This is a genomic window from Mycobacterium sp. E802, from assembly GCF_001666875.1.
GTDB lineage: Bacteria > Actinomycetota > Actinomycetes > Mycobacteriales > Mycobacteriaceae > Mycobacterium.
In genome coordinates this window covers 1-20212 of record NZ_LZJD01000036.1, presented here as the reverse complement: position 1 = coordinate 20212, position 20212 = coordinate 1, and the positions used below count along the sequence as shown (strand labels likewise).

Sequence of the window (20212 nt, the reverse complement as noted above, 5' to 3'; positions counted from 1 at the left end):
CTAGCCCACGGCGCGCTGCTGTGCTTGGGTGAGATCGTGCTCACACCTACCGAACGGTTAGCCGACACCAACGGCGTGACATTGCGGGTGACCGAGGCGGGTGAACGCGGAAACCCGGTGGTGGTGCTCGCCCACGGATTCCCCGAACTCGCCTATTCATGGCGTCATCAGATCCCGGCACTGGCGGCGGCCGGCTACCACGTCCTGGCGCCCGACCAGCGCGGCTACGGCGGCTCCTCGCGCCCCGAGGACATCGACGCCTACAACATCATGGAGTTGACCGCCGACATCGCCGGCCTGCTCGATGATGTCGGCGCCGAGAAGGCGGTGCTCGTCGGCCATGACTGGGGCTCCCCGGTGGCCACCAACTTCCCGCTGTTCTTCCCCGAGCGCACCGCGGCGGTGGCCGCGCTGAGCGTGCCGCCGATCCCGCGCGCCCCGGCGCCGCCCGTCGCGATCTGGCGCAAGATCTTCGGTGACAATTTCTTCTACATCCTGTACTTCCAGGAACCCGGCGTTGCCGATGCCGCGCTGGGCGCTGACCCGCGACACTCCCTGCGTCGCTCGCTGGCGATGGAGGGCATTGCCGAACCGATCGAGAGCCTGGCCGATCGGCCGTTGCCGCCACTGCCGGACTGGATCACCGAAGACGAGTTCGAGCACTACGCGCGGGCCTACACCGAGAACGGTTTCACCGGGCCGTTGAACTGGTACCGCAACTTCGACCGCAACTGGGAGCTGACCGATCCCGACGCCGAGAACACCGCGGCCCAGACCATCACGGTGCCGACGCTGTTCCTGGCCGGCAGCGCCGATGCGGTGCTGAGCTTCACCCCGCGCGACCGTGTGCGTGACGTGGTCACCGGTGATTACCGCGAAGTGTTGCTCGAGGGCGCCGGGCACTGGTTGCAGCAGGAACGCCCGGACGAGGTGAACGCGGTGTTGTTGGAGTTCCTCGACGGGTTGGAGCTGAAGTGAGACCGCTGAACTTCGGCGCCTTCATCACGCCGTTTCACCCCGTCGGCCAATCCCCCACCACCGCACTGCAGTACGACATGGACCGGGTCGAGGCGCTGGACCGGCTCGGCTACGACGAGGCCTGGTTCGGCGAACACCACTCCGGCGGTTACGAACTGATCGCCTGCCCCGAGGTGTTCATCGCCGCGGCGGCCGAGCGCACCCGCCACATCCGGTTGGGCACCGGCGTGGTGTCGCTGCCGTATCACCACCCGCTGATGGTGGCCGACCGCTGGGTGCTGCTCGACCATCTGACCCGGGGTCGGGTGATGTTCGGCACCGGTCCGGGTGCGCTGCCCTCGGACGCCTACATGATGGGCATCGACCCGGTGGACCAGCGGCCGATGATGCAGGAATCCCTGGAGGCCATCCTGGCCTTGTTCCGCGCCGCCCCCGATGAACGGATCAGCCGCCAGACCGACTGGTTCACCCTGCGCGACGCGGCCCTGCACATCCGTCCCTACACCTGGCCGTATCCCGAGATATCCACTGCGGCAATGATTTCCCCGTCTGGTCCACGACTGGCCGGGGCCATGGGAACCTCGCTGCTTTCACTGTCGATGTCGGTGCCCGGCGGCTATGCGGCACTGGAGACCACCTGGGACATCGTGCGCGATCAGGCCGCCAAATCCGATCGGCCCGAGCCGGACCGGCAGAACTGGCGGGTGCTGGGTGTCATCCATCTCGCCGACACCCGTGAGCAGGCCATCGAGGACTGCACATACGGTCTGCAGGATTTCGCCAACTATTTCGGTGCGGCCGGTTTCGTACCGCTGTCGGAGAAGACCGAGGCCGCCGGCTCCGCCTATGAGTTCGTGGAAAACTATGCCGCCAAAGGTAATTGCTGTATCGGCACGCCGGCCGACGCAGTCGGCTACATCCAGGATCTGCTGGACCGCTCCGGCGGGTTCGGCACGTTCCTGATGCTGGGCCATGACTGGGCGCCGCCGGCGGCGACGTTCCATTCCTACGAACTGTTCGCCCGTGAGGTAATCCCGCACTTCAAGGGTCAGCTCACCGCGCCCCGCGCCTCCCACGACTGGGCCAAGGGCATGCGGGACCAGCTGCTGGGCCGGGCCGGGCAGGCCATCGTCAACGCCATCACCGAACACACCTCCGAGACCTCGAAGGCCGAAAACTGATGCGCGCGGCGGTACTTCGCGACGGCCGGATGATCGTCCGCGACGACGTGCCACCTCCGGTGCCCGGCCCCGGCCAGGTGCTCGTAGAGGTCAAGGCGTGCGGCATCTGCGGGTCCGACCTGCATTTCGCCAGCCACGGCGCCGACATGCTGGACGCGAGCGCGGACCTCGAAGGCATGCCCGACATGGACATCGACCTTTCCGGAGATGTGTACATGGGCCATGAGTTCAGTGCCGAGATCCTCGATGCCGGGCCGGATACCGAGGCGCCGGCCGCCGGAACGCTGGTCACCTCGGTGCCGGTACTGATCTCCGCGGGCGGGATCGCGCCGATCGTCTACAGCAACACGACCGTCGGCGGCTACGCCGAGCAGATGCTGCTGTCGGCGCCGCTGCTCCTGCCGGTGCCCAACGGGCTGAGCGCCGAGCACGCCGCGCTCACCGAGCCGATGGCCGTCGGCTTGCATGCGGTCAACGCCTCGCGCATCGAACCCGGCGAAACCGCGCTTGTCGTCGGCTGCGGTCCGGTCGGCATCGCGATCATCGCCGCGCTCAGGCTGCGTGGTGTGGAAACCATTGTGGCGTCAGACTTCTCACCGGCCCGCCGTGCACTGGCCGCGACGATGGGCGCCCACGTCACGCTCGACGCAGGTGAGGATTCACCGTTTCACCAGTGCAAGCCCGCCGTGGTGTTCGAAGCGGTGGGCGCACCGGGCATCATCGACGACGTCCTGCGCCGGGCTCCGGCCGGTGCGCGTCTGGTGGTGGCCGGCGTGTGCATGCAGCCCGACACTGTGCATCCGTTCTACGCGATCACCAAGCAGATCAACATCCAATTCGTCTTCGGCTACGACCCGGGCGAATTCGCGACCTCGCTCCGCGCGATCGCCGAGGGTGAGATCGACGTGGCGCCGATGATCACCGGCACCGTGGGGCTCGACGGTGTGGCCGCGATGTTCGACGAACTCGCCTCGCCCGACCGGCATTGCAAAGTCCTGGTCACGCCATGACCCGACGGTAGGGTGCTGTCATGCGATTGCGTGCACTCGCCGCGGCGGGCCTGATTGTCCTCAGCGTTTCGGCCTGCGATGCCCAACCGGCCGGCGGCAGCGGGGGCGACCCCCGACAGGTGACGGTCGTGGGGTCCGGCCAGGTGCAAGGTGTACCGGACACCCTGACCGCCGATGTGGCAATGGAATTCACCGCGCCGGATGTGTCGGGCGCGCTCAATCAGTCCAGCCAGCGTCAGCAGGCCGTCATCGATGCCCTGGTCGGCTCGGGCATCGACCGCAAGGACATCAGCACCACACAGGTCAGCGTGCAGCCGCAGTTCACCGACAGCAAGATCTCGGGTTATCAGGCCAGCAATGCGATCAAGGTCAAGATCCGCGACACCGCCAAGGCGTCGGACACCCTGGCGTTGATCGCGAGCACCGGTGGGGATGCGACCCGGATCAACTCTGTCGACTATTCGATCACCGACGATTCCGATCTGGTGCGCGACGCACGGGCCCGGGCTTTCGACGACGCCAAGAACCGCGCCGAGCAGTACGCCGAGCTGTCCGGACTGGACCTGGGCAAGGTGATCTCGATTTCCGAGCAGTCCGATGGATCCACCCCGCCACGACCGACGCCGATGCCACGCGCGGCGATGGAAGCGGTGCCACTGGAACCCGGTCAGCAGACGGTGAACTTCTCGGTGACGGTGATCTGGGAGCTGACCTAGGCCGCCGCGGCAGTGGCCGTCGGCACGTCGTGCCGACGGCGGTTTCGCAGGGGTATCCGATGTGCCCGACTACGAGCGACAACTCAGCGACAATCGCCACAGTGGCATCTCTGACCTCATGAAACACGTTGTCGCTGGGCGTGTTTGCCTCTCAGGCCCCGCTGGCCCCGTGAGCCTCAGCAGTCCAATGTCCAGCTATCAGCGACTCCGTCGCTGATAGCTGGACAACCCGAAATTCGTCAAATATGAGGCTGACGAGACCCCAGAGACAGGTGTAATGAGTCCGCATGTGACCGGCGGTGCATGTGGTGCTCAGGAGGCGATTGTCGCTCGATTGTCGCGGATAGGCGGGCAGGTCGGACATCCTTTTTCCGCGCCGCCGTGCCGACGTGCTGCCGCGCCGACCATCCGCCAGCCGTGCCGACGTCCGACCATCCGGCGGCCGCGCGTGCAGCCGCCGAGACATCAACCCGCCGGCGCGATGTCGACCGGGATACCGTTGAGCACCGCGGTGCCCGAGAGCGGGTCCAGATGCGTGCCGTCGTTGAGCTGGTTGACATTCACCCCGGGTCGGGAGCTCGCCAGCGACTGCCCCGTGCCGCCGCGGTCGTGGCCCCAGCCGTGCGGAAGTGACACCACACCGCGCCGCATGCCGTCGGTCACCTCGACCGGGGCCAGCAGCTCACCGCCGGGTCCCTTGACGACGGCGATGTCGGTGAGTCCCAACTCAGCCGCGTCGTCGGGGTGAATCTGCAGGGTGCAGGTGTTCGAGCCGCCCGCAAGCGCAGGCACGTTGTGCATCCAGCTGTTGTTGGACCGCAGGTGGCGCCGGCCGATCAGCAGGAACCCGCCCGCCGTGCGGCCGAGCGCGTCACGCAGCCGTGCGACGTCGGCGGCGATCGGCTCCGGCGCGAGTTCGATCCGTCCACTAGGGGTCCGGAGGATCTCGGGGATGCGCGGGCGCAGCGGCCCCAGATCGATGCCGTGCGGGCTGGCCTTGAGTCGCGCCATGGTGAGTCCGTCCGGCTTGGCACCGAACGCGTCGCCGTAGGGCCCGATCCGCAGCATCATGTCCAGCCGTCGTTCATAGCCGGGCCCGTCGTACAGCATCGCGGTGAGCTCGTCGACATTGCGCCCTGCCACCGGTGAATCGGGGTTGGCGACCTCCTTGGCCAGCGTCGTGGCGATCACCTGGGCGTCGACCAGCGCGGGATCGCCGTCGTACCCGACGCCGTAGAGGATGAGCGCGAGCCGGGACAAGATCTCCGGTTCGCCGGGCCGCCCGTCCAGGGGCAGCGCCGGCGGGGTGTACCGCACGTTGTTGCGGACGGCGAGGTTGTTCAGCGCGACGTCGAAGTGGGCGCTGCGCGATGGCGGGGGCGGTGGCAGGATGACGTCGGCGTGCCGGGTGGTCTCGTTGAGGTACGGGTCGACGCTCAACATGAATTCGACACTGTCCAAAGCCTTCTCGAGCCGGTCGCCGTCGGGTGCGGACAGAACCGGGTTGCCGGCGATGGTGATCATCGCCTTGATCTGCCCCACGCCGGCAGTGTCGATCTCTTCGGCCAGCGCGGCGGCGGGGAGCTCGGACAGCGCCTCGGGGTATCCGGAGACCCGGCTGGTCCACCGCCCGGTCTTGAACCCGCGGCCCGGTTTCGGCGGGCGCGGTGCGGGTGCGGCGGCGCCGAGCGGGAACATCGCCCCGCCGGGCCGGTCGAGATTGCCGGTGAGCACGTTGATCACGTCGACGAGCCAACTGCTGATGGTGCCGAACTCGACCGTCGAGGTACCGATCCGGCCGTAGACCGCGGCGGTCGGGGCGGCCGCGAGTTCGCGGGCCAACTCGCGGATCTCCTCGGCGGGCACCCCACAGGCCTGTTCCACGGCCTCGGGCGAGAACTCGTCGGCCAGGGCGCGGACCTCCTCGAGGCCGTTGACGTGCTCGGCGAGCCGGCCGAGATCGACGAGATCCTCGTCGAACAGCGCATGCACGATCGCGAACAACAGTGCCGCGTCGGTGCCTGGCCGCGGCGCCACATGCCGGTGGGCGAGTTCGGCGGTACGCGTGCGGGCCGGGTCGATGACGACGAGCTTGCCGCCGCGCTTGCGCAGGGCGCGCAGCTTGCCGGGAAAATCGGCGGCAGTGGCCAGACTGCCGTTGGGCACCAAGGGATTCGCACCGATGATCACCAGGTAATCGGTGCGGTCGAGGTCGGGCACGGTGAACGCGACCGGGCTGCCGAACATCAGGCCCAACGCGACGTGCTTGGGCATCTGGTCGAGCGTGCTGGCGCTGAACACCTGCCGGGTGCCCAGGCCCTTGGCGATCAGCGGCGCATACAGGCTGCCGGCGATGGTGTGGGCGTTGGGGTTGCCGAGGTACACCCCGACCGATGCGCCGCCGTGCTCAGCGATCACCGCGCCGAGCCGCTCGGCGACCACCGCGTAGGCCTCGTCCCAGGTGGCCTCGGTCAGCACCCCGTCGCGCCGGACCAACGGCTGCGTCAGCCGGTCGGGATCGTTGTCGAGTTCGCCGAAGCTGGCCCCTTTGGGGCAGATGAATCCCGCACTGAACACGTCGTCGCGGTCCCCGCGGGCGCCGGTCACCCGGCCGTCAGAGGTCGTGAGCGTCAGGCCACAGGTGGCCTCGCAGAAGGGGCAGATCCGCAGGGCTGTGCTCATGCCCCGAATTCTGCGCCGGTCAGGGCGTTTTGGTAAGCCTCCGGGTTACGGCGTTTCGTACACCTTTGGCTCGAGAGTGCCGATATAGGGAAGGTCGCGGTAGCGCTCGGCGAAGTCCAGGCCGTACCCGACGACGAATTCGTTGGGGATGTCGAAGCCCACGTAGGCGACGTCGAGTTCGGTCTTGACGGCCTCGGGTTTGCGCAGCAGCGTGCACACCCGAAGCGAGCGCGGATGGCGGGTGGCCAGGTTGCGCAGCAACCAGGACAGCGTCAGCCCCGAGTCGATGATGTCCTCGACGATCAGCACGTCGCGGTCATTGATGTCGCGGTCGAGATCTTTGAGGATCCGGACGACGCCGGAGGACGAGGTCGACGAGCCGTAGGAGCTGACCGCCATGAACTCCAGCTGGGTCGGCAGCGGGATGGTCCGGGCCAGGTCGGTGACGAACATGACCGCGCCCTTGAGCACGGTGACCAACAGCAGGTCGTCGTTGCCCAGGTTGTCGCGATACTCCTCGGCGATCGCCTCGGCGAGTTCGACGGTGCGGGCCCGGATCTGGTCCTCGGACAACAGCACCGATTTGATGTCTCCCGCATAGAGCTCGGCAGAGTCGACAGCCACTCCGACAGCGTGCCACGTGAAGGGGGCGGTTGACCAACGCGGGCGCTAGACGGGTTCGGTGTGCAACCTCAGGGCGCCGCCGCGGCGCGCCGCGAACAATCGCTGTTTGCGCAGCCCCGACCCGACGGCCACCCCGCCCTGCCCGCGCCATGCGGTCACCAGCCGGTCCACCCCGCGGATCTGGATGTCGGTCAGATCACAGGCGCCACCGTCGAGCAACCACGCTCGGATCACCCGGCGCCGCAGCGCGTCGGGCAGTTCGCTCAGCCGGTCTACGTCCAAACCTTCGGCGTCCAACCCGTCGGCGCTCAGCGCCACCGCCAGCGCCTCGCGAGCCAACCCGTCGAGCGCCTCGGTGTCCTCGCGTAACGCGGTGGCGGTGCGGGCCAGTGCCTCGGCCACTCCCCCGCCGAGCACGTCCTCGAGCAAGGGCAGGGCCTCGTGCCGCAACCGTGACCGGGTGAACCGGCGCTCGGCATTGTGCGGATCCTGCCACGGCACCAGCCCCAGCTCATCGCACGCGGCGTGGGTGAGCGCGCGTCGCACCCCCAGCAACGGCCGGTGCCAGGGTGGGTCGTGCGGACGCATACCGGCGATCGAGCGGGGACCCGACCCGCGGCCCAAGCCCAGCAGCACCGTCTCGGCCTGGTCGTCGAGGGTGTGGCCGAGCAGCACCGGCTCACCGTCGCGCGCTGCTTCCAGCGCCGCGTAACGAGCCCGGCGCGCGGCCGCCTCCGGTCCACCATCACGTCCGATGTCAACCGGAATCACTTGCGCACCAACACAACCCAATTCCAGCGCCTGCCGTCGCGCGGTCTCGGCCACCGCGTCCGAACCCGGCTGCAGCCGGTGGTCGACGATCAGCGCGGCGGTCGGCCGCAACCCGGCCGCGATCGCCGTCAGCGCCAGGGAATCCGGGCCCCCGGACAGCGCCACGCACCAGCGGGAGCCGTCGATCTTCGCGTCTGCAGCCTTCACCGCGTGCCGCAGCGCGGCTACAGCACCCGGTCGATCCATCGTTGCGGCTCATCGATCTCGTCGGGTTGCGGCAAGGTCTCCGGACCCGACCACACGGTGTTGAACCGGGCCATGCCCACCGCGGAGACCACGTGGTCGACAAACGCCTTGCCGCGGGTGTATTGGCTCATCTTGGCGTCGAACCCCAGCAGCGCCCGCACCAGTCGCTGCACGGGCGGCTGCTTGCGTTGCCGGCGTTCGTCGAAGCGGCGCCGAATGGTCGACACGGTGGGCACCACCGCAGGCCCGACGGCATCCATCACATGGTCGGCGTGGCCCTCGAGCAGGGTGCCCAACACCAACAGCTGATCCAGCGCGCGACGTTGCGGCTCGGCCTGCACGGCACGCATCAGACCGAGCACGCCGGTTGAGCGCGGGTCCGCGTTTGCGCCGCCGCGTTGGTTGCGGACGAACTCCGCGAGCCGGCCGAGGACGTTCGAGACGTCGTCGCCCGCGTCCTGGGTGAGCACCGCCAGTGACTGCGACATGTGGTCGGTCAGCCACGGGTTGGCCCGGAACTGCACCCGGTGGGTGACCTCGTGCAGGCACACCCAGAGCCGGAAATCTGTTGGGACAACCCGTAATTGACGTTCGACGGCGATGACGTTGGGGTAGACCAGCAGTAGCTCGCCGCCGTCGGCGGCAAACGGATCGTATTGGCCGAGGATGCCGGTGGAGATGAACGCCAGCACCGCACCGGTCTGCGCCCCGGTCACCCGACCGGTGACGACACCCGGCTTGTCACCTTCGGTCGCACCCGTCATCACCCGCATGGAGCGGGTCGCCGCCCGAATCCACTCGGGACGGTCGAGGATGCGCGCCTCGGGCACCTCGGCGCCCTCGATCAGCCCGGTGACCTCACGCACCGGCAACTCGGCCGCCTTGGAACTTTCCGAGAGCTGCTCGATCACCTGGTCGCGGGTGTAATCGGAGCAGGCCGGAGCCGCCTTGGCCAACTTGGCCCCGACCGTCGCGGCGAAATCCCAGTCGACCGCGCGGCCCGCCGTCATCGTGGCGCGCTCGCTCATGTGCCGCACCCGCAGGAGCGGAGCACCGCGGCCAACGCATCGATCGCGGTGCGCCCGGTCGGCCCGGCATTGTTGGAGATCAAGGCGAAGGTGAGCACCCGGCCGCTGTCGTCGGTGACGATGCCGGCCAACGCGTTGGTCCCGGTCAGTGAGCCGGTCTTGGCGCGCAGCCAACCCGCGGCGTCCCGCCCGGCGGCGGTGTCGAGGTAGCGGTTGGACAGCGTGCCGCTTCCGCCGGCGATCGGCAGCAGGTCCACCAGTGGCCGCACCGCCGGCTCGGTGTTGCCCGCCGCGACGCTGACCACCTCGTCGAGAATCCGCGCCGTCAACCGGTCATCGACCGACAGTCCGCTGGAATCCACCAACTTCGCCGCCGACGTGTCGATACCGATGCCCTCGAGTTCGTTCAGCACCGCGTCGACGCCCCCGGCGAAGCTCTGCGGCCGGTGCTGCACCGCCGCCACCTCGCGGGCGATGGACTCGGCCATCACGTTGTCGGATTCGTTCATCATCTGGCGCAACCGCTCGATCAGCGGCGCCGATTGCACCGAGGCGATCTGCCGGCCACCCGAAACCGAGCTGGGCAGCACGGTCACCGCCGACGGGTCCACCCGCAGGGCCACCGCCAGCGCCCGGCCCGCATCCAGTGCCGGTGTGGTGGACCGTCTGGACTCGACCGTCGTCGGCTGGGTGCGTCCGCCGTCGAGCATCACCGGTTCCATCGGCGCGATGTCGCCACCGTCGATGTCGGCGGGGTCCCAGCCCGGTGCCATCGCCGGACCGCTGTACTCGCTGGTGTCCACCCGGACCGCGGTGACGGTGACTCCGCTGCTGCGGACCTGCTCGGCCAGGTCGCTGATCCGGGCCGCACCCTTGTACCAGGTGTCGGTGCCCTCCGGCGCCGCTGAGAGCGTGGTGTCCCCGCCACCCTTGAGCACCACCAGACCGGGCTGCGAGTCGACGGCCAGGACCGTGGTGGTCAGCCGGGCATCGCGGTCCAGCGCCAGCAGTGCGGCGGCCGTGGTGAGCACCTTGTTGACCGAGGCCGGCTGCATCGGCACCCCGGAGTTCTGTTCCCACAGTTCGGCACCGGTCTCGGCGTCGGTGATCCGGCCGGTCAGCGCGCCGAGATCGGGGTTGGCCAGGGCCGGTGCCAGCGCGGCGGCCAGCCCATCGGCGGTCGGAATCGGCGCTGACATGTCCACCGGAATGACGCCCGGGCTGGCGGTCACCAGCGCGGGCGCGGGCTTGGCGGCCTCGGCACTGCTGGACTGGTGGCCGGTGAGCACTGCGGCGACCGCGACGACGGCCGCAACCAACACCAGGACCACGACGCCAACCGCCACATGGGTGGACTGCCGCCACCGAGTGGGCCGCATATTTCTCCTGCTCTGCCGGTGGTGGGAACGAGCCACCCGTTTAGGCCAGACTATCGCTCGATTAGGGTTGACCCGCGTCGTCGCCCGACGACCCAAGCCTGACCGCAGATGCGAAGGAGCCGCGACGGTGAAGTTCGACGTCGTCATCGAGATCCCGAAGGGTTCACGCAACAAGTACGAGGTTGACCACGAGACCGGCCGGGTCAAGCTCGACCGCTACCTGTACACCTCGTTCGGCTACCCGACCGATTACGGGTTCTTCGAGGACACCCTCGGCGAGGACGGCGATCCGCTGGATGCGCTGGTGCTGCTGCCCGAGTCGGTGTTCCCCGGTTGCACCGTCGAGGCCCGCCCGGTCGCGATGTTCAAGATGACCGACGAGGCCGGCGGCGACGACAAGCTGCTGTGCGTGCCCGCCGGTGACCCGCGCTGGGATCACATCCAGGATCTCGCCGACGTGCCGCAGTTCGAGCTCGACGCCATCAAGCACTTCTTCGTTCACTACAAGGACCTCGAGCCGGGCAAGTTCGTCAAGACGGCCGACTGGGTGGGCCGCGAAGAGGCCGAGGCCGAATTGCAGCGTTCGGTCGAGCGCTTCAAGAACTCCGGGCACTGAGCCCGGCTGAACCAGCCTGAATTAGCCCGGTTGTAACACCGGGTAACTCCCCTGTGCTCTGGGGCTTTCATGCTTGACCAGGTGTTGATGCATCAGGGCGTGGGACTTGAGGCGTACAACGCATTGCCGGTGCGGCGTGCGGTGCACGCCGTCTACGAGTGCTGTTACAGCGTCGTGCTGGCGACCGATCTGGCCGGCGGCCGGCCCTACGCCGACCACGACGCGCTCTTGCGGCGGGCCGATGCGCTGCTCTTCAGCTTGGGCGAGGCCTCCATCGACCACGTGTTGCAGGCGTATCCGCATATCGCCGAGCTGGAACCAAACCTGGCATCGGTCGTCCGTCACGAGCTGGTCCGCATCAACCGCGCGCGGCTGGAGCGCATGCTCGGACCTGAGGGCGGCTTCGACAACTGGTGAGTCGGCAGGCTTACGGTGGCTAAATCCCGACCGAGGAGTATGTGTGCCTGCACCCGATCACGCCCGCCGCGTCCTACAGGTGGGCCCGCTCAAACCGTCACTCGCCGAGACCCTGCGCACGGGCTATGACGCACTGGTCCTGCCCGACGAGCCCGAGCGCGCAACCTTCCTCGAACAGCACGGCGCGGCAGTCCTGGCGGTGGTGACGTCGGGACGTACCGGGGTCGATGCGCAGCTGATGTCCGCACTGCCGAACCTGGGCGTGGTGGTGAACTTCGGCGTCGGATACGACACGACGGACATCGAGGCGGCCGCCGCACGCCACGTCATGGTCAGCAACACCCCCGATGTCCTGAGCGATTGCGTGGCCGACACGGCCGTGGGTTTGTTGATCGACACGATGCGACAGTTCCCGGCCGCCGAACGGTATCTACGGGCCGGGCATTGGGCAGCGGTCGGTAATTATCCGCTGACCCACAAGGTTTCGGGCTCGCGCGTGGGCATCATCGGGCTGGGTCGGATCGGCCAGGCGATCGCCACCCGGTTGGTCGCCTTCGGCTGCCCGATCAGCTATCACAACCGGCGTGTGGTCACCGACTCCCCTTATCCCTATGTTTCGTCCGCCGTCGAGTTGGCGCGCCAGGTCGACGTCCTGATCATCGCCGCGGCGGGTGGCAGCGGGACACGCCACCTCGTCGACCGCAAGGTGCTCGACGCGCTGGGACCCGACGGCTACCTGATCAACATCGCCCGCGGCAGCATCGTCGACGAACAGGCGCTCGTCGAGGCACTGACCGACGGCCGGCTGGCCGGCGCCGGGCTCGACGTGTTCACCGACGAACCCCACGTGCCCGAGGCGCTGCTGGGCCTGGACAACGTGGTGCTGCTGCCCCACGTCGGGAGCGGGACGGTGGAGACCCGGGCCGCCATGGAGGCACTGACCCTGGCCAACCTGGACAAGTTCCTCGAATCCGGAGAACTGGTGACGCCGGTGCCGCTGCCCGCGGCATCACGTACCTAGGCTTCACGTACCTGGTCGTGCCGAGTCATGCGCGCCGACGCCGGAGGTCCGGACCAGCACCGACAGCACCACGGCGGCCAGCAGCAGCGCCGGAACGTCGCCCAACAGGTGGCCCATGTGGTGGCCGCTGCCGAAGGACTGCACGGCCATGATGGCCGCATGCACGACGCTCGATGCGACCGTGAACCAGATCAGGCTGAGGTTGGCCTCAGGCCGTCGCGCCGCGTTCCAGAGAAACAGCCCGAGCGTCACGTACAACCCGACGATCATCATGAAGTAGTCGGACTCGTACGGTGCGCCGTGATGCCAGGCCCACCCGGCCGGCCACACCACGGCCAGCGGATAGAGCAGGATCATCACCGCGCCGAACACGACGAGCGCGATCTGGAGAAGCCGGTAGCTGCGTGAAGGTGCCATGGCCCCGCCTCCTAGGAGTGGAACCTCCAGCATCGCACTGCCGACCGTCACCACGTGGGCTGATGGAGCAGGTGGAGCGCGGTCCGTCGGTGATTCGTCTGGGCCCACAGTGGCAGAAGGGCGACACCCCGCTAGTATTTGTCGACGTCTCCAGAGGCGCACGGATCACGTCGGAGGTGACGATGAATAGCCAACCGGACCCGGCAAGCTGCTCGGTGGAAGAGAGCCGCGTCGGAGAGGTGAGTGTGGTGGCAGTGGCCGGCACGGTCGACATGCTCACCGCACCCAAACTCGAAGAGGCGATCGGTGCTGCCGCCAAGAGCTCGCCGTCGGCCGTGGTTGTCGATTTGAGTGCCGTGGAATTCCTGGCATCGGCCGGGATGGGAGTGTTGGTTGCCGCACGGGAAGAACTGGGCGACGCTGTGCGGTTCGCCGTCGTCGCCGACGGCCCGGCCACCAGCCGCCCGCTCAAATTGGTCGGAATCGCCGAAGTCGTAGATCTTTTCGCGACGCTCGACGAGGCTTTGGCCGCATTGAAGACATAAGACCGGCGAAAACGGGGTAGCCAGCAGGTCGACATGACAGACGCAGGCCAGACAGCACACTTCACGAAAAACGTCACCGCCGCACCAGAAACCGCGGCGCTGATACGCCGTGAGTTCTCCAGCTGGCTGAGCACGCACCTCGATCTCGACCCGACCAAGGCCAGCGACGTCGTGCTGGCCGTGAACGAGGCCCTGGCCAACGCCGCGGAGTTCGCCTACGTCAACGCCCCGGCGCCCGGGGCGATGCACGTCGAGGCCGACTATGACGAGGACACAGCGGTACTGACGGTCACCGTCGCCGATGAGGGTCAGTGGCGGATCGCCGAGACCGACCACAAGAACCCGGCGCGGGGCCGCGGCATCCCGCTGATGCGCGCGCTCACCGACCGGGCTATGATCGACTCGAACCACTCAGGCACCAAGGTGCGCCTGCAGTGGGATCACATCCGTCAGAACTGCGGAAGCCGCACCACCTGAACGAAGAACTCGTCGATCTGGCGGACCGCACTCATGAACTGGTCCAGGTCGACAGGCTTGGTGACGTAGGCATTCGCGTGCAGCTTGTAGCTACGCAGGATGTCCTCTTCGGCCGATGACGTGGTGAGCACCACGATCGGGATGTGGCACAGGTCGGCGTCGGACTTGATCTTCTCCAACAGCTGGCGGCCGTCGTACTTGGGCAGGTTGAGATCCAGCAGGATCAGGTCCGGCCGCGGCGCATCTTCGAAAGCACCCCGCCGATACAGGAAGTCGAGCCCTTCCTCACCGTCGCGCGCCACATGCAGGTTGTTCTTGATCTTGTTGTGTTCGAACGCTTCCCGGGTGATCAGTTCGTCACCCGGGTCATCCTCGACCAACAGGATGTCGATGGCGCGGCTTTCCGATGAGGTCATTCAGGGCTTCCTTCCAGCTGGGGTTGCAGAACAGCGTTGGGCACGGTCGTCGGTGTGACGGGCAGGGTGAACATGAACCGGGTGCCGCCAGTGTAGGACGTGTCGATCCAGATCGACCCGCCGTGGTGCTCGACGATCTTCTTACACAGCGCGAGTCCGATGCCGGTGCCGGTGAAGGCATCTCGACCGTGCAGACGCTGAAAAATCACGAAAACCTTGTCCACGAACTCGTCGGCGATGCCGATCCCGTTGTCCGAGACACTGAGTACCCACTGATCGGCGAATTCACCGGTACCTTCGGTGCACTCGATGACGATCCGCGGCGTCGCACCGTCGCGGCGGAACTTCACCGCGTTGCCGATCAGGTTCTGCCACAGCATCGCCATCAGCGTGGGGTCGCCGTCGATCTCGGGCAGCGGCTCGGCGGGTCGCTCGATTTGCGCGCCGGACTCCTCGATCCCGGCGGTCAGGTTGTTCAGCGCCACGTCGAGCGCGTCGTTGAGGTTCACCTCGGTGTGTGTGGCGTTGAGCCGGCCCACCCGGGAGAACGTCAGCAGATCGTTGATGAGGACCTGCATGCGCTTGGCACCGTCGACGGCGAATCCGATGTACTCGGCGCCCCGCTCGTCGAGTTTGTCGCCGTAGCGTTTCTCCAGCAGCTGGCAGAACGAGGCGACCTTGCGCAGCGGCTCCTGCAGATCGTGCGACGCCACGTAGGCGAACTGCTCCAGTTCGGCGTTGGAGCGGCGCAACTCGTCGGCTTGCTGATCCAGGGCCTCCTGCGCCGACCGCGAGGCCTCGAGTTCCTCGACCACCCGCTGCCGCATGTCCTCGACGTCGGCGGCGATGGCACGAATATCTTTGGGGCCCTTCACCGCAATGCGCTCCGAGAAGTGGCCCTCCGTGATCCTGCGGCACGAGGCGGCCAACGCGGCCAGCGGCCCGGTGACCGCGCTGTGCACCAGGATGGTCATCAGGATCGCCACGGCGAAGAAGGCCACGATCATGGCGATCACGACCTTGTCACGCCATTGCCGGACATGGCTCATCTCATCGACACTGGCTTGCCTGGCCTTGCCCAGGTTGTCGTTCTGAATGTCGAACAACCCACGCAGCCGGTCGAATTCCGCCTTCCCGCGATCTGCGGTACTGGCGTCCACGATCGCGGGGTCGCCCACTCTGACACTGGCGATCAGCGGCTCGGCATAGGTGGCCCGCCAGGCCGCAGCGGCCTTTTCGATCACATCCAGATCGGTCAACAGATGATCGTGGCCGGCCAGGTAGCCCCGCATCTCGGCGGCGGCCTCGGATTCGGCCCGCTGTCCATCGCCGTACGGGTCGAGGAATCGGGGGTCGGCGGCGATGGCGTAGCCCCGCACGGCCGTCTCCTGATCCCGCAGCGCCGCCTGCAGCTGGTAGGCGGCCACCCGGGCGGGCTGGATGTTGTCGATCAGTTCACGGGACACCGCATCAGTGCGGCTCACCAGGCTGATCCCGGCGATCGCGCCGGCCAGCACGATCACGCACATCGCGAACACGAGTAGGTTCTGCCAACCTTGCACCGTCAGTCTCATCGCAGTGAGCGTTCCACTCTGATCATCGCGATGTCGTCACTGAGGCCCCCGTACGGACGGGCGCGGGATTCGACTTCGGCGATCAGCGCACCGACGAACTCACGACCGGGCCGGGCCGCCTGTGTTCTCGCCAGCTCGAGAAGGCCCTGTTCACCGAGACGGCGGCCGCCGGGCCCGGCATGACCCTCGAACAATCCGTCGGTGAGCAACACCAGGCCGTGTCCTTTCGGCAGTTCCAATCGGTCGACCGGCCACTCGCTGGCACCCAGGCCCAGCGCGGAACCGGCCGTGGGCTCGATCCATTCCACCGTGCCCGGTGCGTGTACCAACAGACCGGGATGGCCGGCGCGGACGACGTCATACTGCCCGGTCTCGGGATCCAGCGCCACGCTGAGCAGCGTGGCGAAGATTCCGGGTCCGGGGCGTTCGGTGGTCAGAACTCGGTCCAGTTGCCGCATCCGCGCGTTACCCCGAAGCCCGGCGAATGTCAGTGCCCGCCAACCGATGCGCAGCGCCACCCCGAGTGCGGCCTCGTCGGGTCCGTGGCCCGCCACGTCGCCCATCATCACGTGGACGGTCCCGTCGGACGTCTGCACGATGTCGTAGAAATCCCCGCCCAACAAGGCATCTCGCCGGCTCGGCAGGGATTGGGTGACGACCTCGACACCCGGATCCTCCAAGAGCAACGCCGAGGGCAGCAGACCCCGCTCAAGCCGGGCGTTTTCGCGCTCACGCAGCTGGCTGGCGTGCAGGTCCACCGCCGTGAGCTCGGCGCGTTTGCGTTCGATCGAATACACCACGGCCCGGCGCAGCATCTCCGGATCGACCCGGCCCTTGACGAGGTAGTCCTGTGCGCCCGAGGCGACCGCCGAGACACCGAAGTGCTCGTCGTTCAAACCGGTGAGCACGATGATCGGAACCGTGGGGTCGAGCCGGCCCAGCCGGTGCAGGGCGTCAATGCCCTCGGCGTCAGGCAGATTCAGGTCCAGCAGTACACAGTCCGGGCGGGACTCGACGATCGCCTGCTCGGCAGATGCCATGGACTGCACCCACATCAGGTCGATGTCGGCGGTGTCGGCGACATCGGCGATCTGTTCTTCGACCAACAATGCGTCGCCGCGGTCGTCCTCGACCAACAACAACGACAAGCGGCGCCCGCCTGCTCGCGGGCCGAAACCGGCGAGGGTCGCAGAAGGGTACGGCTGTTCCGCGCGCATGGGATCACGTCCTTACTCACTGAGGCCACCCCGGTCGCGCTGACCTCTGCTTTAGTGACGACGTGATTGAGAATACCTATGCGCAGACGTCAATTCTCAATCCGCCCATCCAAGATCACGACGCGCGGGCCGCAGAGCGCAGGCGCAGGCGTCGCAACACGTCGCCGCCGAGCCCCCGCGGATCGGGATCCGGGCCGGTCGGGATCAGTGTGACGCCGTCGGCCACGCCGGCCGCCTCGATGTCGGCGATCAACCCGGTCAACCCGTCAATCGTCCCGACGTACCGCACACCGGGCGCTGAACCGTCGTCCGAACCCGCCACCGTGAGACTGCAGCGGGCCGAGCGGTAATCCGCGGCCACCGCGACGGACACGTCCAAGATCACCGAGACGGCGTCGTCCTCCGATTTGAGGCCGGACGAGATCCGGCGCGCCTGGGCCAGATCGGGCGCCGAGATCCGTGTCGTTGGCCGGCCGCCGTCGGTCAGCTCGGTCCAGTCCCCTGCTTCCACCACAAATATCCGCACTCCGGCGACGCTAGGCCACCGCCGGGCGTCGGCCCATGGTTGTGCTCAGCGGAAGTTCAAAGGACTACCGGACGTCGCGCACCCGGGTCTTGTACAGGCTCGCGACAGTGGTGATCGCCAGCGTCACCACGATCACCCCGAGGCTGGCCAGGGTCGGGATCTCCGGCACGTGCACCGGCTCGCCGCCGTTGATGAACGGCAGCTCGTTCTCGTGCAGTGCGTGCAGCACGAGTTTGACGCCGATGAAGGCCAGGATGAACGCCAGCCCCTGCGACAGGTACACCAGGCGCTTGAGCAGGTCACCGAGCAGGAAGTACAGCTGCCGCAGACCCATGAGCGCGAACACGTTGGCGGTGAACACCAGGTAGGGCTCCTGGGTCAGCCCGTAGATCGCCGGGATCGAGTCCAGCGCGAACAGCAGGTCGGTGGTGCCCAGCGCCACGATCACCAGGAACATCGGCGTCATTAATTTCGTGCCATTCGCGCCGCCTTCCTTGATCCACAGCTTCAGGCCGTCCCACTGGTCGGTGGTGCGCAGGTGCTTGCGGGCGAAACGCACCACGCCGTTGTCGCCGTCGTCGTCATGGTCGGTATCGCGGACCAGGTTGATCGCGGTGTACACCAGGAACGCGCCGAAGATGTAGAACACCCAGGAGAACTGGTTGATGGCGACCGCGCCCAGCGCGATGAAGATGCCGCGGAAGATCAACGCCAGGATGATGCCGACCAGCAGGGCCTGCTGCTGGTAGATCCGCGGCACCTTGAAGCTGGCCATGATGATCAAGAAGATGAACAGGTTGTCCACCGAGAGTGAATATTCGGTGAGCCAGCCGGCGAAGAACTCGAGCCCGAACTGGTTGCCGTGGAACACCCACACCCAGATGCCGAACGCCACCGCCATGCCGATGTAGATCGACAGATAGGTGGCGGTCTCGCGGGTGGTGGGTTCGTGTGGGCGTCGCCCGATCACCACGACGTCGAACAGCAGAACGGCGATCGTCACGGCAAGGGTGATGATCCATTCCAGCTGTGTTACCTGCATCGAGAATCCTCCGGTCGTCAAAGCGCCGGAGGTCTCTTCCACCGGAAACACGCACCGGCCCGCGACACCGATCGATCAATTGACGACCGACGTGATGACGACATCGCAGCGAAGGAATACTCCCCTCCGCCGACCAGTCTGCCTGACATCACCGGCCAACCGAAATCGGACCGGCACGCCGCCCCGACCCGCGGCCGGGTAATGGGCCGACCCGCCGGCGGCTTAGTAGGTTTGTACCCGTGACAGCAGCCGCCGGTGACTACGAGATTCCGCCGCAGTACGCGCTATCCCCACTGGCCCCCGCGCCCCGCACGCTCATCGACATCCTGCACGAGACCGCTGCCCGTTTTCCGGACGCACCGGCTCTCGACGACGGCACCGTCCAGCTCACCTATTCGGAGCTGATCGCCGACATCAACGACAGCGTGGCCTGGCTGGCCGCCCGCGGGATCGGCCGGGGTGACCGGATCGGGATCCGGATGCCGTCGGGCAGTTACGCGCTCTACGTGGCCATCCTGTCGGTGCTGGCCTGCGGCGCTGCCTACGTCCCGGTGGACGCCGACGATCCCGACGAGCGCGCCGCGTTGGTGTTCGGCGAGGCCAACGTGGTCGGGGTGATCACCGAAGCCGGCCTGACCCGCGGGCCGGGCTCCTCGCGCGGGTGGCGCGCCGCCGCGCCGCTGGGACGCGACGACGCCTGGATCATCTTCACGTCCGGATCGACGGGCACCCCGAAAGGCGTTGCCGTCACCCATCGCAGCGCGGCCGCATTCGTCGACGCCGAGGCGCAGATGTTCTTGCCGGACAACCCGATTGGTCCGGGCGACCGGGTCCTGGCCGGTCTGTCGGTGGCGTTCGACGCGTCGTGCGAGGAGATGTGGTTGGCCTGGCGGCACGGCGCCTGCCTGGTACCGGCGCCACGGTCGTTGGTGCGCAGCGGGATGGACCTGGGCCCGTGGCTGGTCAGCCGCGACATCACCGTGGTCTCCACGGTCCCGACGCTGGCCGCCCTGTGGCCCGCCGAGGCACTGGAAGCGGTGCGGCTGTTGATCTTCGGCGGCGAGGCCTGTCCACCTGAACTGGCGGCTCGGCTCGCATCCGGGGAAGACGGTGCCGGCCGCGAGGTGTGGAACACCTACGGCCCCACCGAGGCCACCGTCGTAGCCTGCGCCGCGAAGCTGGACGGGCAGGGACCGGTGAGCATCGGCCTGCCGCTGGCGGGATGGGATCTGGCCGTGGTGAACGCCGACGGCCTGCCCGTCGCTCTCGGCGAGGTGGGCGAACTGGTGATCGGCGGTGTCGGTCTGGCCCGCTACCTCGATCCGGACA

Annotated in this window: 21 protein-coding genes; 10 read left to right on the top strand and 11 right to left on the bottom strand. The window is 67.6% G+C overall.

Going from position 1 to position 20212, the window contains the following annotated elements; genetic code table 11:
* Window positions 1-36 precede the first annotated feature (36 nt).
* The 4 genes from A5699_RS05230 to A5699_RS05215 are packed head-to-tail and all read left to right on the top strand — an operon-like array spanning window position 37 to window position 3885.
* Window positions 37-978 (top strand): alpha/beta fold hydrolase, encoded by a 942-nt coding sequence (locus A5699_RS05230; protein ID WP_197508195.1) that lies wholly within the window; start codon window positions 37-39, stop codon window positions 976-978.
* Window positions 975-2159: an LLM class flavin-dependent oxidoreductase gene (locus A5699_RS05225; RefSeq protein ID WP_067766412.1), complete on the top strand. Its 1185-nt coding sequence runs from the start codon at window positions 975-977 to the stop codon at window positions 2157-2159. The genes A5699_RS05230 and A5699_RS05225 overlap by 4 nt, the downstream gene beginning before the upstream one ends.
* On the top strand, window positions 2159-3169 hold the full coding sequence (locus A5699_RS05220; RefSeq protein WP_067766409.1) for a zinc-binding dehydrogenase: 1011 nt from the start codon (window positions 2159-2161) through the stop codon (window positions 3167-3169). Before A5699_RS05225 ends, A5699_RS05220 begins: the two co-directional genes overlap by 1 nt.
* Window positions 3170-3189: 20 nt before the next feature.
* Window positions 3190-3885, top strand: coding sequence for an SIMPL domain-containing protein (locus A5699_RS05215; RefSeq protein ID WP_067766406.1), 696 nt, complete (start codon window positions 3190-3192; stop codon window positions 3883-3885).
* Between the two features lie 465 nt (window positions 3886-4350).
* Here A5699_RS05215 and A5699_RS05210 read toward each other — a convergent pair whose 3' ends face one another.
* From A5699_RS05210 to dacB, 5 genes are read right to left on the bottom strand one after another with little or no spacing between them, the layout of a single operon-like run.
* Window positions 4351-6567 (bottom strand): molybdopterin oxidoreductase family protein, encoded by a 2217-nt coding sequence (locus A5699_RS05210; RefSeq protein WP_067766403.1) that lies wholly within the window; start codon window positions 6565-6567, stop codon window positions 4351-4353.
* Window positions 6568-6612: 45 nt separating this feature from the next.
* Window positions 6613-7191 (bottom strand): hypoxanthine phosphoribosyltransferase, encoded by a 579-nt coding sequence (gene hpt / locus A5699_RS05205; protein ID WP_067766400.1) that lies wholly within the window; start codon window positions 7189-7191, stop codon window positions 6613-6615.
* Between the two features lie 45 nt (window positions 7192-7236).
* Complete coding sequence (tilS, locus tag A5699_RS05200) at window positions 7237-8208, bottom strand: tRNA lysidine(34) synthetase TilS (protein WP_067766397.1); 972 nt, start codon at window positions 8206-8208, stop codon at window positions 7237-7239.
* Complete coding sequence (locus A5699_RS05195) at window positions 8187-9236, bottom strand: zinc-dependent metalloprotease (protein WP_082957588.1); 1050 nt, start codon at window positions 9234-9236, stop codon at window positions 8187-8189. The genes tilS and A5699_RS05195 overlap by 22 nt, the downstream gene beginning before the upstream one ends.
* Window positions 9233-10615 carry a D-alanyl-D-alanine carboxypeptidase/D-alanyl-D-alanine-endopeptidase gene (gene dacB / locus A5699_RS05190; protein WP_067766391.1) on the bottom strand — a complete coding sequence of 461 codons (1383 nt, stop codon included), beginning with the start codon at window positions 10613-10615 and terminating at the stop codon, window positions 9233-9235. Before dacB ends, A5699_RS05195 begins: the two co-directional genes overlap by 4 nt.
* Before the next feature lie 127 nt (window positions 10616-10742).
* On the opposite strand from dacB, the gene A5699_RS05185 reads away from it, so the two are divergent.
* From A5699_RS05185 to A5699_RS05175, 3 genes are all read left to right on the top strand, one after another.
* Window positions 10743-11231, top strand: coding sequence for an inorganic diphosphatase (locus A5699_RS05185; protein WP_067766388.1), 489 nt, complete (start codon window positions 10743-10745; stop codon window positions 11229-11231).
* Between the two features lie 69 nt (window positions 11232-11300).
* Window positions 11301-11648 (top strand): 2-oxo-4-hydroxy-4-carboxy-5-ureidoimidazoline decarboxylase, encoded by a 348-nt coding sequence (locus A5699_RS05180; RefSeq protein ID WP_369806662.1) that lies wholly within the window; start codon window positions 11301-11303, stop codon window positions 11646-11648.
* A gap of 43 nt (window positions 11649-11691) precedes the next feature.
* Entirely contained in the window at window positions 11692-12669 is a 978-nt protein-coding gene (locus A5699_RS05175; protein ID WP_067766385.1) for a 2-hydroxyacid dehydrogenase, read from the top strand.
* 3 nt (window positions 12670-12672) lie between these two features.
* Here the strand turns inward: A5699_RS05175 and A5699_RS05170 are convergent, their stop codons facing one another.
* Window positions 12673-13086 (bottom strand): DUF6632 domain-containing protein, encoded by a 414-nt coding sequence (locus tag A5699_RS05170; RefSeq protein WP_067766529.1) that lies wholly within the window; start codon window positions 13084-13086, stop codon window positions 12673-12675.
* Window positions 13087-13268: 182 nt separating this feature from the next.
* Between A5699_RS05170 and A5699_RS05165 the strand changes: the two genes are divergently transcribed.
* Together A5699_RS05165 and A5699_RS05160 are read left to right on the top strand one after the other, a co-directional pair.
* Window positions 13269-13631 (top strand): STAS domain-containing protein, encoded by a 363-nt coding sequence (locus A5699_RS05165; protein ID WP_067766526.1) that lies wholly within the window; start codon window positions 13269-13271, stop codon window positions 13629-13631.
* A gap of 33 nt (window positions 13632-13664) precedes the next feature.
* Window positions 13665-14108, top strand: a complete 444-nt coding sequence (locus tag A5699_RS05160) for an ATP-binding protein (RefSeq protein ID WP_067766382.1) — start codon at window positions 13665-13667, stop codon at window positions 14106-14108.
* On the opposite strand, the gene A5699_RS05155 is transcribed toward A5699_RS05160, so the two are convergent.
* The 5 genes from A5699_RS05155 to A5699_RS05135 form a co-directional block, all read right to left on the bottom strand.
* The gene (locus A5699_RS05155; protein ID WP_067766379.1) at window positions 14081-14524 is read right to left on the bottom strand and encodes a response regulator; all 444 of its coding nucleotides are present in this window, start codon (window positions 14522-14524) and stop codon (window positions 14081-14083) included. The two genes, A5699_RS05160 and A5699_RS05155, sit on opposite strands and share 28 nt — an antisense overlap.
* Window positions 14521-16098 (bottom strand): CHASE3 domain-containing protein, encoded by a 1578-nt coding sequence (locus A5699_RS05150; RefSeq protein ID WP_067766376.1) that lies wholly within the window; start codon window positions 16096-16098, stop codon window positions 14521-14523. Before A5699_RS05150 ends, A5699_RS05155 begins: the two co-directional genes overlap by 4 nt.
* Window positions 16095-17315, bottom strand: a complete 1221-nt coding sequence (locus A5699_RS05145) for a PP2C family protein-serine/threonine phosphatase (RefSeq protein WP_067766374.1) — start codon at window positions 17313-17315, stop codon at window positions 16095-16097. The genes A5699_RS05150 and A5699_RS05145 overlap by 4 nt, the downstream gene beginning before the upstream one ends.
* Window positions 17316-17430: 115 nt before the next feature.
* Entirely contained in the window at window positions 17431-17841 is a 411-nt protein-coding gene (locus tag A5699_RS05140; RefSeq protein WP_197508194.1) for a hypothetical protein, read from the bottom strand.
* Between the two features lie 64 nt (window positions 17842-17905).
* Window positions 17906-18883, bottom strand: coding sequence for a TerC family protein (locus tag A5699_RS05135; RefSeq protein WP_067766523.1), 978 nt, complete (start codon window positions 18881-18883; stop codon window positions 17906-17908).
* A 239-nt stretch (window positions 18884-19122) separates the two neighbouring features.
* Between A5699_RS05135 and A5699_RS05130 the strand changes: the two genes are divergently transcribed.
* A partial coding sequence (locus tag A5699_RS05130) for an AMP-binding protein (protein ID WP_157561095.1) occupies window positions 19123-20212 on the top strand: 1090 nt, incomplete at its 3' end.